At 68.2% G+C, this 12,841-nt stretch carries 11 protein-coding genes; 3 read left to right on the plus strand and 8 right to left on the minus strand.

The window, feature by feature from the left end; all coding sequences use genetic code 11:
* Window positions 1-17: 17 nt before the first annotated feature.
* From QUE68_RS00170 to QUE68_RS00200, 7 genes are all read right to left on the minus strand, one after another.
* Window positions 18-1,529, minus strand: coding sequence for an LCP family protein (locus QUE68_RS00170; protein ID WP_455012726.1), 1,512 nt, complete (start codon window positions 1,527-1,529; stop codon window positions 18-20).
* Window positions 1,530-1,752: 223 nt separating this feature from the next.
* On the minus strand, window positions 1,753-4,407 hold the full coding sequence (locus QUE68_RS00175; RefSeq protein ID WP_286274963.1) for an ABC transporter permease: 2,655 nt from the start codon (window positions 4,405-4,407) through the stop codon (window positions 1,753-1,755).
* The gene (locus QUE68_RS00180) at window positions 4,404-5,132 is read right to left on the minus strand and encodes an ABC transporter ATP-binding protein (RefSeq protein WP_286274964.1); all 729 of its coding nucleotides are present in this window, start codon (window positions 5,130-5,132) and stop codon (window positions 4,404-4,406) included. Before QUE68_RS00180 ends, QUE68_RS00175 begins: the two co-directional genes overlap by 4 nt.
* Before the next feature lie 5 nt (window positions 5,133-5,137).
* Window positions 5,138-5,857, minus strand: coding sequence for an ABC transporter ATP-binding protein (locus QUE68_RS00185; RefSeq protein ID WP_353507020.1), 720 nt, complete (start codon window positions 5,855-5,857; stop codon window positions 5,138-5,140).
* Complete coding sequence (locus tag QUE68_RS00190) at window positions 5,854-6,468, minus strand: hypothetical protein (RefSeq protein ID WP_286274965.1); 615 nt, start codon at window positions 6,466-6,468, stop codon at window positions 5,854-5,856. Before QUE68_RS00190 ends, QUE68_RS00185 begins: the two co-directional genes overlap by 4 nt.
* 323 nt (window positions 6,469-6,791) lie before the next feature.
* Window positions 6,792-7,307, minus strand: coding sequence for an ATP-binding protein (locus QUE68_RS29595; protein ID WP_286274966.1), 516 nt, complete (start codon window positions 7,305-7,307; stop codon window positions 6,792-6,794).
* Window positions 7,308-8,076: 769 nt separating this feature from the next.
* A complete protein-coding gene (locus QUE68_RS00200; protein ID WP_286274967.1) occupies window positions 8,077-8,913 on the minus strand; it encodes a hypothetical protein in 837 nt (278 codons plus the stop codon).
* Between the two features lie 137 nt (window positions 8,914-9,050).
* On the opposite strand from QUE68_RS00200, the gene QUE68_RS00205 reads away from it, so the two are divergent.
* The 3 genes from QUE68_RS00205 (at window position 9,051) to QUE68_RS00215 (ending at window position 11,523) form a co-directional block, all read left to right on the plus strand.
* Window positions 9,051-9,752, plus strand: a complete 702-nt coding sequence (locus QUE68_RS00205) for a response regulator transcription factor (protein WP_286275973.1) — start codon at window positions 9,051-9,053, stop codon at window positions 9,750-9,752.
* An 8-nt stretch (window positions 9,753-9,760) separates the two neighbouring features.
* Entirely contained in the window at window positions 9,761-11,119 is a 1,359-nt protein-coding gene (locus QUE68_RS00210) for a sensor histidine kinase (RefSeq protein WP_286274968.1), read from the plus strand.
* Window positions 11,120-11,208: 89 nt separating this feature from the next.
* Window positions 11,209-11,523 (plus strand): PepSY domain-containing protein, encoded by a 315-nt coding sequence (locus QUE68_RS00215; RefSeq protein WP_286274969.1) that lies wholly within the window; start codon window positions 11,209-11,211, stop codon window positions 11,521-11,523.
* A 25-nt stretch (window positions 11,524-11,548) separates the two neighbouring features.
* Here the strand turns inward: QUE68_RS00215 and QUE68_RS00220 are convergent, their stop codons facing one another.
* Window positions 11,549-12,805 (minus strand): COG4705 family protein, encoded by a 1,257-nt coding sequence (locus QUE68_RS00220; protein WP_286274970.1) that lies wholly within the window; start codon window positions 12,803-12,805, stop codon window positions 11,549-11,551.
* Between the last annotated feature and the right edge of the window lie 36 nt (window positions 12,806-12,841).

Consider the following 12,841-nt stretch of genomic DNA (forward strand, 5'->3'; position numbering starts at 1 on the left):
TGAGTGGCCGCTCGGCGCTAGTTGACGCAGGGGATCCCGTCGCCACTGAGGGGTAGACCCGGATCCGGCGTGGGGGTGGCGGACGTACTGACGTCAACGCCCAACGATTCGCCACCCGTCGGTGCGGTGGCCAGGCTGTGGCCGTCGGCGGGAAGCTCGTACCCCTCGCCGAGAACGACCCGCAGGTGTCCGGCGGCCAGGTCGGGATCCAGCCGGGGCGGTGCGGCGATGCCCAGGGTGGCCGCGGCCGCCTGAGCGGAACCCTCGGCGCCCGTGCCGTACTCGACCGTCGTCTGCCACTCGCCCGACTCGGGACCGCGCAGGGCGCCCTCTCGGAAACCGTTGTGGCTCAACATGGTCGATGCCTCCGTGGCGAGACCGCGGAGCCCGGTGGCGTTGACCACGTCCACCGTCGCCGGCTCGGACGCCACTGTCTGCACCGGCACCGGTTCACCGAAGGTCGTCGAGACGAGGGCGCGGATCGCGGTGGGGTCGACGATGTTGACGTCCTGACCGCCGACCGTGTCGTACCGCAGCACCGGCAGCGTCTGGTAGTGCACGTGCTCACCCGCCAGGGACCCGATGCGACGGAACAGATCCTGGTTCCATCCGCTGGACAGCACGACGTCCTTGCGGGCCACCTCCACCAGCGCGTCGAGCTTGCCCATGTCGGTGAACGTGCCGGAGTCCTGCAGTTGCCGGATGACCGAGATCAGGAAGGCCTGCTGCCGGTGGGTGCGATCCAGGTCGCCGTTGTCCAGCCCGTGGCGCTGCCTGACGAACGCCAGCGCCTGCTGCGCGTTCAACGCCTGTCGGCCGGCGGGGAAGTCGGCGCCGGAGTAGTCGTCGTGCACGGCATGGTTCAGGCAGACCTCGACGCCGCCCAGGCTCGCGGCCACGTCGTAGAAGCCGGCGAGGTTGACCTCGGCGAAGTAGTCGATCGGCACACCGGTCAGCGCCCGCACCACCGCCAGGGTCGCCCTGCGGCCGGCTTCGCGGCCCTCCTTCTCCAGCGCGGCCCGGTCGGACTCGCCGTCGTCGACGAGCTTCTGCTCTGCGTCGAACTTGGTCAGCCCGTAGGCCTCCTTGATCTTGATGCGGTGGTAACCCGGCACGACGCCCGAGACGTCGACATAGTCATCTCTCGGTATCGAGAACGCCTCGACGCTGCCGTCCTCGGCCAGATGGACCAGGATCAGGGTGTTGGTGTTGTAGCCACCGGAGGAGGAGTCGCCGGCGTGCAGCTGGTCCAACATCTCCTGCGGCAGGTCATCGCCGTTCTGATCCTTTCGTGAATCCAGCCCGATGAGCAGGATGTTGACCGCGGCGCCGGTCGAGCGCGGCGCCTCGGCGCCCAGCGCCTGGGACACCGTGATGCCGCTCAGCAGGCCGTGAAGTGTCCACCAGCCCGCCCCGGTGGCGGCCAGCACGACGGCCGCGACGACCGCCACTCCGCTGCGGAGAACGGCGGCGGGTCGGAAGCTGCGGGCGCCCGACGGCATCGCGTGACGCCGCCTCTGCTTGCCCATCACCGCCGCCTTAGATTCGTCGCCATCCTCGCCATATGCGAGGAGCCTCGAGACTCGGCAGAGAACCGCCTGCAAGTCTTCGTCGGCCGGTTGCGCTGATCGCTCGCGGTCCTGGCTAGGTTCACCAGCGTGCGCCGAGGCGATTCTCAGCGTAGATGCAAGTTTCGGGACGTCGCCAGTCGACCGATTCGACGGACCGGCCCCCCTCGGCGCGGCGCTCCGGTCAGAGGTCACGGATGACAGTGATGGCGGGTCGGCGGGCGACGGCGACGGTGACGGTGCTGACGGAGGCGAGCACTGCGACCGTCGCAAGCGTGACGGCAACGAGGTAGACCCAGGGGATGGCGATTTCATCGGGCGGGGGGTCGAACACGCCGGTGAGAACCTTGACCAGCATGACCGAGACCACGGATCCAATGACCGCCCCGGCGAGGACGCCGGTGGTGGTAAGAACGGCGGTTTCGCTGAAGATCATGGCGCGCAGGTGGCGAGGCTTGGCACCGAGCGCGGCGATGATCGCGTATGTGCGGCGGCGTTCGGTGAATCCGAGGGCCAGCACCAGTCCTCCGGCGGAGACGGCCAGGATCAGCGCGAAGGAGAGTTCGATGCGGGTGAGGCCTGCGAGGTCGACTGCGGTCAGGCTGGATCCGACCTGGTTGCGGACGGTGTTGATGTCGGTGACGGTCGCCGAAGTCCCCAGCATCGCCTGGATGCGGGCGGCGACGACGGCGGTGTCACGGCCGCCGGTGTCGATCAGGAACGCGCCTATTGTTGGTGAATCCGTTTGTGCTGCAATGTATCCGGAGTTGGCGACGAAGAAGCTGTCCTTGGGAGCGGTGGGAAACTCGGTGACTACTCCCACGTAGTGGAACGTGACCTCCTTGGGTTGGTGTGTCGCGGCGTCCGGGAGGCGCAAGGTCAGCGGATCGCCAGGTTTCAACTGAAAGTCGGTCACGGTTTCCGCGGAGACCAGGATCGAGTCGGGCTTCGCGGCAAGGGTGGCCATCAGGTCTGCCGCCGTGGCACCGGGGAAGTAGCTGTCTTGCAGCGCGGTGGCCCGCGTGATGGTGGCTGGATCGACTCCATAGAGGTCCTGAAGATCGGCACCGATGTAGGCGAAGCGGTGCTGGACCGGTTCGACGGCGCGCACGCCGGGAACGGCGGCGATGCTCACGGCGAGGTTCGGCGAGGTGTCCCCGGGCGCGACGGTGGCGGTGACGTCGGCGCCGTTGGTGAGCTGCGCGTCCGCCTCGGCCTGTTGACGATAGGTGGCGTTGAACGTGGCGGTGGAGGCCGCGAAGGCAAGGGCAAGGCTCAGCAACACGACGGCCCGCGCGACCGGGCGCCGTTGCCGCGCAAGGCTGCTGGCGATGGTGCCCGCCAGTTGTCCGGTTTCGGGCCGTAGCAGTCGGGCCATGAGAGGGCGTCCACGCCCGAGGAGCAGGTCTGTCAACCGCCAGGTTGCCAGCCCGGCACCGACCCACAGGAGAGCAGGTCCGGCGAAGGCCCAGTAGGACACCGAGATGGCTGGCACGCCCTCGGGAGCGGTGACGAGTTGGTAGCCGGTGCCGGTGGTGGCGATGAATACCAACACCGCGGCCACGAGTACGACGACGTCGAGGCCGTAGCGCGCCCACGTCGGCGCCGTGAGCCGCGGGACGTCGGTTCGCCGTGCGGCGACGGTGTGCTCGCGTAGGTCCCGTCGGGCGGGTACTAGAACGGCGACGACGGCGATCGCGATGCCGGTCAGCGCGGCGGCGAGGGGTCCCGTCCAGGCCGCGGTCGTCCAGCCGACCGTGGCTGCGTCGAAAGCGTAGTGGTCGACGAGTGCGGCGGCGAGGAGGCCAAGGGTGGCGCCGGCGACGCCGATGGCGAGGGCTTCGGCGCCGGCCAGCGTCAACAAGTCGCGCGCAGTGGCGCCGCGGGCCCGAAGCAATGCTTGTTCAGTGCGGCGTCGCGCCCCGCCAGCCGAGGTGATGGTCGCGGTGAGGAGGGCCGCCAGAATCGCTCCCGGGATCCCGAGGAACAGGAACAGGATCTCGGCGTAGGCGGCGTCGCCGCGGGCAGCGTCAAGGGCGGCACCGAGGTTGTCACCCACCGTGGCCGCCCCGGCGCTGCGGGCTTCCAGGTTGTGGGCGGCCGCCGTCACCGCGGTGTACGCGGCGGCTGGGGTCGCGGGCAGGGCGTGGTCGAGCTGGGCGTGGATCTGGGTGGCGACGAGATCCGGCCGGGTCGCGGCCAGGGTGTCGTAGAGCTGGTGCCACAGGGTGGCGGGCAGCAGGATGACGTTGTCCGGCGGGGCATTGGGTTGTGCACCGGCAGGGGCTCCCACCGTCTGGAACAGCGTGTTGGCTTGCGGTAGGTCCACGATTCCGGCGACGGTGACCTCGGTGGCGGGCAGTCCGTCTCGGCGGATCGTCACCGCGTCCCCCGGGGCGGCGTGCAGGTTGGCGGCGGTCTGCTGAGCAAGGAGTACGCCGGCGTCGGTGCCGACCAGGGACCGGATCTCGCCCGGAAAGAGCGTGCGGTAGTTGGTCGGCAGTCCAAGGACCAGCCCGGGTCCCGTGGTTTGGACGCTGGCGCCGGTGGTCGCCGAGAGTCCGGACGTACGCCCGTACCCGACGGGGGCATTGCCGCGGATACCCGGGGTGGAGTTGACCAGAGTGCTCACCTCGCCGGTGGACGCGCCGGGGGCGACCTGGACTTGCCAGTCGACCGACACAGTCCGCAGGGCGCGGTCGGTCATGGTGGCCTGCGAGCTGGTCAGGAACGCGCCCAGCGATGCGAGCAGTGCGACACCCGTGGCGACGCCGATGACAGCGGCGCCCAGTCGGGCGCGTCGGCGGTGCATCAGGCCGGTGAGCCAGACCGCGATCATCGTCGGCCTCGGTCGGCGTCGACGTCTGCGGCGGGGGTGTGCAATCGGCCGTCGTGCATGGTCCATTCGGTGGGTAACCGGGCTGCGATGGCGGGGTCGTGGGTGGACACGATCAGGGCGGCGCCCGATTCGTCGGCGGCCTGCAGCAGCACGTCGACCACCAGGCTCGCGGCGTGGTGATCGAGTTGGCCGGTGGGCTCGTCGGCGAGGATCAACCGGGGGGCGGCGGCGAGAACACGGGCGACGGCGACGCGCTGGGCCTGTCCACCGGACAGTTCGTCGGGCAGGGCATTCGTCAGGTTCACGATGCCCAGGCGCGCTAGTGACTCGGCGGCGCGGACGGTGGCCGCCGCTTCGGTGACGCCGGCGAAAAGCATGGGAAGGCGGACGTTTTCGATCACATCCAGGGCAGGGATCAGGCTCGGGCCCTGGAACACGGTTCCGATCTGGCCAAGTCGGGACACCGGATTGGTGGCGAGGCTCGGCCAGGCCAGAGTGCCCGCCGTCACGATGTCCAAGCCGGCCACGAGATGCAGCAGTGTCGACTTGCCCGAACCCGACGGGCCGGCCAACGCGATCCGGGCCCGCGGCGCGACGGTGAACGTGGCGTCGCGCACGGCGGTGATCGCGGCGGCGCCCTCGCCGAAGGTACGCATCACGGCTTCCCCGCACACCACGGCCGCTTCACCCTCGGCGGCGCGCGGACCGACCACAGGTGCATCCATGGCCGTCACGAGGCGATCAGCCCATCGGAAAGCGTGATGGTGCGGTTGGCGGCGGCGGCCACGGCTGGGCTATGGCTGGCGATCAGAATTGCGGTGCCAGAGTCTGCCTGACGGCGCAGGATGTCGAGGACGACGCGTTCGGATGCGGTGTCGAGTTCGCCCGTCGGTTCATCGGCGAGCAGCACCACGGGCGCATTGGCCACAGCCACCGCGAGGCCAGCGCGGGCCAGTTCGCCGCCGGACAGTTGGTTTGGGTAGGCGTCACTTCGACCCGCGATCCCCAAGGAGTCCAGCACTACGCCCGGCGCCAGAGCACCGGGCCTCCGTCTCGCGAACTGCTGCGCCAAGGTCACATTCTGAATGACCGTCAAGTGTCCCAATAGGTTTCGGCTCTGAAACAGCAACCCGATCCGTCGTGCGCGTAAGCGGGCGCGGGTCTGTTCGGGACGGTGGCTGATGCGGTCTCCGGCGACGCGCACGAAGCCGCCGTCGGGTTCGTCGAGACCGGCGAGGCAGGCGAGCAGGGTGGACTTGCCCGATCCGGACGGTCCGACCACCGCAACCATCTCTCCGGCCCGCAGAGTCATCGATACCCCGCGGAGGGCAAGGGTTTCCTCGTCACCTGCCCGGAAGAACCGGTACAGGGATGCGGCTTCCAGTACCGGGCCGGGCGACACGGCCTGCGACGTCGCCGATCGGGGGCCGTCGGTATCGGGGGTGATCACGGCGTCCAGGTGAACGAGTCGCTCACCGTGCGCCAGGGATCGACGTTGTCGGCCCCCGCGGGCCCCGACAACGTCACCACCACTTCACGGCCCGCCGCCGCGAATTCGTAGCGCTCCACGGCCTGCGCAACCGTCTTTCCGGTAACCGGACTCGGCGGCGACTCGCTCTGGTAGGTGATCAACACGACCCGTCCGGATTTGCGGTCGACGGTCGTGACGTCACCGGCCACGTAACCCTTTGTCGATGAGGCGATCTCGGGCAACTCGACGGTTCGGGCGTACTCCTCGTCCGGGGCGTAGAAACCCGAACGCGGTGTCAGGGTGATGCTGTTGAACTTGTCGGTGAACACGACGGTCGTCGCGGAAGTGGTCTGGGCCCAGCCCTCGGGAACCTGCAGCGTGAAGGAATGGTCCGGCGCCACGTAGGTCACGTACGCCTGGTTGTCGGGGATGTCGCCGGCCGGATTGGATTCCGCCGCCGGTGACGATGACCCGGGCGACGCTACGCTCGACGGCCCGGTGGGCGTTGAGGGGTTGCCGCCGCACCCCACCAGCACGGCCGTGGCCGCCACGCCCACAACCCATCCGAGCGCGATTCGCGCGTCGTGCACGAGATCCTCCTCCGTGTCGATCGAGTGCTGAATGCACCGGGGTGCTACTTGTAGGGCAGGTCGGACGCTCTCACCGCCGCCCTGGGCGTTGGGGTTCCTGGGGAACACCGGACGCATCCGGAGCATCGCTCGATTTCGACTTCGACGTTGCCGAAAACGGTAGCGGTGAGGGTCAAGCGGGGTCGTCCCCTTTCGAGAGGCAGCCGCTCTGGCTGATTACGTCACACTGACTGATCAACGCTGAGAATCCGCTGTGCTCGGCTATGACGACGACGTGATCGTCGTCAACGTGGTGTTGCGCCGCGCGGCGGAGTGAGAGTCGTCTAGTTCGTAGCCGCCGGTTGCGACGCCGCTAGCCGGGCGGCCCTATGTCGCCAGGGTGGGGATGGTGATCGTTGCAACGGTTCCGCCACCGGGTGCGGGCGCGATGGTCGCGGCACCGGAATGTGTTTGCGCGACCCAGCGGACGATGGCCAGGCCGATGCCGTGGTGGCCGGTTGGACCGGTACGCCCCTGTCGAAGGGGTCGGCGGTCAGGCTCGGGTCCAACCCAGGGCCGTAATCCCGTATGGTGACGCGTCCGCTCGCAACGGTTACCTCGGCGCGGGTTCTGGCGCCGTGGGTGAGCGCGTTGTCGATCACGTTTCGCACGGCGAGGCCGAGCAGCTCGGGGTCCCCGGCGACGACGGTCGGCGTCGTTGTCAGTGTGACGTGGCGGCTAGGAAACTCGTCGACGACGGACTCGACGAGTTGGTCGAGCCGCAACGGCACCATCTCGGGCTCGGTGACGCCGGTTTGGGTACGTGCCCGGGCGAGCAGGCCGGTGACGAGTCGGGCCATCCGATCCGCCAGCCCGCGCGCGTCTTCCAGTGCTCGGCCTGCATCAGACGGTGAGCGTAGGCCCGCCTCCGTGACCAGCCGCAGTGTCGCCAGTGGGGTCCGTCGTCCAGCAAAGGCCGGCCAGGCTCCAGCGCAGCGGCCGCCAACACCGCATCGATCGCCGCGTCCACGCCGCAGTCGGCCAGCGACTCCGGCGTGCCGGGAAACGGGCCGAACGTCGTGCGTCGCAGAACGTGAGCAATCACTGCGCGTACCTCGGGCATACGAAACAACGTGACACGCGATCATGAGGTAAACGTGAGGATCACCCCGCCAGGCGCCGCCCTCGACTGAGTGAGGTTCTGATCGTGGCCTTGTCAGCCGTTCGTTCCGGGTGGACCTCGGAAATCGGTGGTTTGGTGGGGGAAGGGCCGGTGGGGAGTCGGGTGGACGCTGATGGGCGGCCTGTTCTGGGCGCGGGTGGATTCGTTTTCTGGAGGCTTCGGTAGGGGTTGTGTCGGCCTGGGGTCGGCGGATGGTGTGTCGACCCATGACGGCGTGGTCGTTGGCACGCGGGACGGGGCTTGCGTGGTGGCTGCTGAGATCGCGCTGGCGGTGACTGGGATGGTTGGTAGAGCAGCACTGGTGTTTGCGAATGGCGGGCGGGACACCCCGAGAGTCGCGGACACCGCCATGCCGAAGGCAAGGACGCCAATGGAGGCGAGTCCAATCACCTGCGGCACCATGCCGTACGGCCACGGGACTCCTTCGGTGGGCTTCTTCCCGGTCATCAGAACTTCTCCATCGCGATTGCCTGGTCGCGTTCCGCGGGCCCGGTCACATGCAGCGTGAGGACGAGGCCGACGCCGCGGGCGTAGTACTTATTCTCGATCGGGCCGGTGGGATCGAGAAGGTTGAGGTCCTTGGTCACGATCATGTCCTTGGTCGCTCCGGTGAGGGGCGTGGTCTCGCTGCCGGTGAGGCTGAGGACTTCGCCGGTGTCCTCGGCGATTCCCTTGGCGTACTCCTGCCGGTATTGGTCGCCGACCTGGGGGCGGCCCGCCATGATGATGCCGGGTTGGGCGCCGTCTACGCCGGCCTCGAAGGATCCCTTGGTATCGACCGTGCCGTCGTCGCGGAACTCCTTGGTGGCTTCGCCGAAGTACCAGACGTTGCCGTCACGGTCTTGGGCGTACCAGTCGAAGGTGTCTTCGTACGGTTTGCCGTCCAGGGTGACGAAGTCGTGGACGACGACGGTGTCGACCCCCATGATCTTCTTGGTGTCCCTGGTGACCTCGACGGTGGTTCGCTGGCGACCCTCGGGGGTGGCTGCCTCGGAAATCGTCCGGGTGCCCGGGACCAGGGGGAAGTACGGGTTGTCGACTGTCGTCGAGAATGCCGAGGGGTCGATGGTCGGTGCGTAGGGGTCGGCGATCGTCCGCGGGCCGGTGCCGGGGCCGGGGCTCGGCGCGGCTCGGGACGCCGACACGCTGGCGGTCGGTGTCGCGGTGGGGCCGGCTGGGGTGCCGGCGCAGCCCGCGGCGAAAGCGGTCACCGCGAGCGCCGCGAGCGCCGCGGCGGCGACGGCTGCGGTGCCACTGGCTGGTGCGCGCTTGGTTTGGGTCATGAGATTTCTCCCTTGCATCGGATGGGGACGTGTGCAGGATGCGGGGTTGCGGCTGAATTGAGGCTGAACGCCGGTACCCGGGGATGCTCGCGTATTCAGCTGTGCGTCAGTTTCGGGCTGCCATGATGGCACCCACGATGCGTCTACTGGTGGTCGAAGACGAGCGGCGCCTCGCCGCGGGGCTCCGCAACGGGCTCGAGGCTGAAGGCTTCGCCGTCGACGTCGCGCACGACGGCGTCGACGGCCTCTGGATGGCGCGCGAGAACCCCTTCGACGCAATCGTTCTCGACGTGATGCTGCCCGGTGCGAACGGCTACCAGGTGTGCAGAACCCTGCGCAGCGAAGGCAACTGGACACCGATCCTGATGCTCACCGCCAAGGACGGCGTCTGGGATCAGGTCGAGGGCCTCGACACCGGAGCCGACGACTACTTGGCCAAACCGTTCTCCTACCCGGTGCTCGTCGCCCACCTGCGGGCGCTGGTGCGCCGGGGCACGCCACCACGACCCGCGGTGCTCGAGGTCGGCGACCTCCGATTGGATCCCGCGGCGCATCAGGTGTGGCTCGACGGCACCGAGATCGCCTTGACACGTCGTGAATTCGCGATCCTGGAGTTCCTCGCACACCATCCGGGTGACGTGCTGTCAAAGACGGTAATCATCGATCACGTCTGGAATTTCGAGTTCGACGGTGATCCCAACATCGTCGAGGTCTACGTGCGCCGGCTACGCAGCAAGTTGCAGCGGTCGTCGGATCGACCCGTGATCGACACCGTCCGCGGCGCCGGGTATCGGCTGGTCGCCGAACCCCGTTCGTCGCCCCATCGCTCGGCGCCATGATGGCGTGGGTGTTGGCCTGGGCCCGCCGGCTCCGCGCCCGCATCGGCACGGTGCGGGCGGGCACCACTGCCGCAGCGACCGCGATCGTCGCCGTCGCACTGATCGTCGGCGCGACCACGCTGATCGTCACGCTGCGCGAAACGCTGATCAACGACGTCGCGGACTCTGCCCGAGGACAAGCCCAGCAGGTCGTCGACCAACTCGAATCCGGCCAGCCACCGACCGTGCAGGTCGCCGGCAGCGACGAACAGTTGATCCAGGTACTCACCCCGGAAGGCGCCGTGCTCGCGTCGAGTTCCAACGTCGCCGGCGCGCCGGCGGTGGCGACATTGAAGCCAGGGGAGTCCGCGCAGGTCGTTACCCCGCTCGACAACGCCAAATTCGTCGTGGTCGCAGAAGGCGCACTGACCGCTGACGGGCGACGAACAGTGCTGGCTGCGTGGGCGCTGGTAGACGTTTTCGACACCACCGAGGTCGTCACTCAACTGCTGATCATCGGATTGCCCATCCTGCTGCTGGTGGTGGCGATCACGACGTGGAAGACGGTTGGCCGGGCGCTCGCCCCCGTCGACGTGATGCGCCGCGAGGTCGACGAGATCTCGGCGACGCAATTGCACCGCCGCGTACCGCAACTGGACAGCGACGACGAGATCGGCCGACTGGCCGAGACCATGAACCGGATGCTGGACCGGCTCGACGACGCCCACACCAGTCAAAGGCGCTTCGTCTCCGATGCCTCCCACGAGCTCCGCTCGCCGATCACCACGATCCGCCAGCACGCCGAGGTCGCACTCGCGCATCCAGACCGCACCACCGCCGAGGAATTGGCGCACGTCGTCCTGGCGGAGGACCTGCGTATTCAACGCCTAGTGGAGGACCTGCTCCTGCTGGCTCGCAACGACGAACAGGTCCTCCCGCCAAGGACACCGGTGGACGTCGACGACCTGGTCTTCGCGGAGGTCGAGCGGCTTCGGGCCATGACGTCGCTGCGAGTCGACACAGGCGGCGTCAGCGCAGCACAGGTGAGCGGGGACGCCGACGCGCTGCGGCGGGTGCTGCGCAACCTCGGCGACAACGCCCTGCGTCACGCCGCGGCCCGCATCGACGTCGCGCTCACCGAGCTCGGTGGCGAAGTGCTGCTGATCGTCGATGATGACGGACCAGGGATTCCAGAACCCGAACGGGAACGAGTGCTCCAACGATTCGTCCGGCTCGACCCGGCACGCTCCCGCGACGACGGCGGTAGCGGACTGGGCCTGGCCATCGTCGAGGAAGTCGTCCGGGCGCACGGCGGATCGGTGACGATCCGCCAATCACCGATCGGGGGAGCCCGGGTCGAGGTGAGGATTCCTTCCAACGAGGGATGACGACGTCTGGGCGACCGTTCAGCCTGCCGTCAGGTCGCAACGGCCATTCTCGTACTCAGCAAGCTCGAGCCAAACAAGGGAATCAGTCAATGAGAGTTAATATCTTCGGCCTTGTCGCAGCGGCCGGCATCGTCATCGCGGTAGGCGCAGGTATCGCAGGGGCATCGCCAGGTCCCGATCAAGGGGAAGTGCCGATCAGCGGCGACGCCTTGGCGCAAGCCAGCGCAGCTGCGCTGGCCGAGACCGGCGGCGGGACCGTCACCGAGACCAAGATCAACGATGAGGACAGCTTCTACCAGGTGGAGGTGACTCTCGCGGACGGCAACCAGGTCGACGTACAACTCGACCAGACCTTCGGCGTCGTCGGCACGAAGAACGACGGCGCGGCGGCGAACGACAACTAGGACGCGGAGGCCCCGGGGCCAACCGTCACTTGAGGGCGGTCATCAGGTCGTCGAGCGCATGCTTCTCGGCGGCAGGGTCGGGATTGGTGGCCCGCAGGGCTTTCAGGACGGTGTCGATCCGTCCGTCGATGGCGGTCCAGGTGGTTTGGTCCATCGGTCGAAGGGTGGGTTGGGCATCGTCCCAAGCGGATTCGAGGTCTTTGATCCGGTTCGTCGCGCCAGCCTGGTCGCCGGCGTCGAGCTTGGCGAGCGTGTCCGCGGTGATGGAGCGGAAGTTCGCGATGTCCGCGGCCGGGAAGTGGGCGGCCACCTGTCCTGGGGTGAGGGTGGTGCTGACCGGCGGTGCGCCGGTTTCCTCTTCGTTCGCTGCGGTGGCGTGTGGCTGCCCGGCGGCCCACACCAGCAGGGCGCCGGTAGCGACGGCGATGGCGATGAAGTACCCGAGCATGATCGGTTCCCGCGCCGGACGCGCTGAGGCGGTTGGCGCGTCGATCGTCTCGGGCTCGTCGATGACGTCGCTGTGGGTGACCGTGAGGTACACCACGGTTGCCAGGATCGCGACGAGGAAGATCACGCTGGTGAGGGCGGTGCCGAAACCAAGTCCGTGTTCGGCCGTCGGCGAAGCGAACCAGTCGCCGAGGTTGGCACCCAGCGGGCGGGTCAGGATGTAGGCGAGCCAGAACGAGAGCACCGCATTGGCACCCAACCGCCAGCCGATCACGACGGCGACGATCAGGGCGGCGGGCAGCAGGACCGACACACCCGGCGCCCACCCGGTCAGTTCGAGCGTCCAGTCACCGGCGGCGGTGCCGAGAGCGAAGGTGACCAGTACGGCGAGCCAGTAGAACAACTCGCGCGGCAGGGTGACGATGCTGTGGATCGACAGGGTGCGCTCGCGTGCCCACCAAATACCGAACACCACAACTAGGACAATCGTGAAGACGCTGGTGCTCACGGCCAGCGGGACACCCTGGGTATCGGTGAGGATGTCGGTGTACAGCGTTCCCGTCACGCTCACGACGACGACCGCCAGCCAGTAGACGAACGGCACGTAGCGGTCCAGCCGTAACTGCCACCCCAAGACCGCGACCAGCACCACGGTGAAGATGAGGGCGGTTGCAGCGAGGCCGACGCCTAGCGTCATGTTGATCCAGTCGGCGAAGCTCTCGCCCACGGTGGTGCACAGGATCTTGATGACCCAGAACCACACCGTGATCTCGGGCACCTTGCTCAGCATCGTGCGCCCGGGCGCGACCGCCGCGGATCTCGTCGTCTCGCTCATGAGGCCGGAAGGTAGGTGTGGCTCGCTGAGGGCACG

Origin of the sequence: Mycolicibacterium sp. TUM20985, from assembly GCF_030295745.1 — a bacterium.
Classification (GTDB): domain Bacteria; phylum Actinomycetota; class Actinomycetes; order Mycobacteriales; family Mycobacteriaceae; genus Mycobacterium.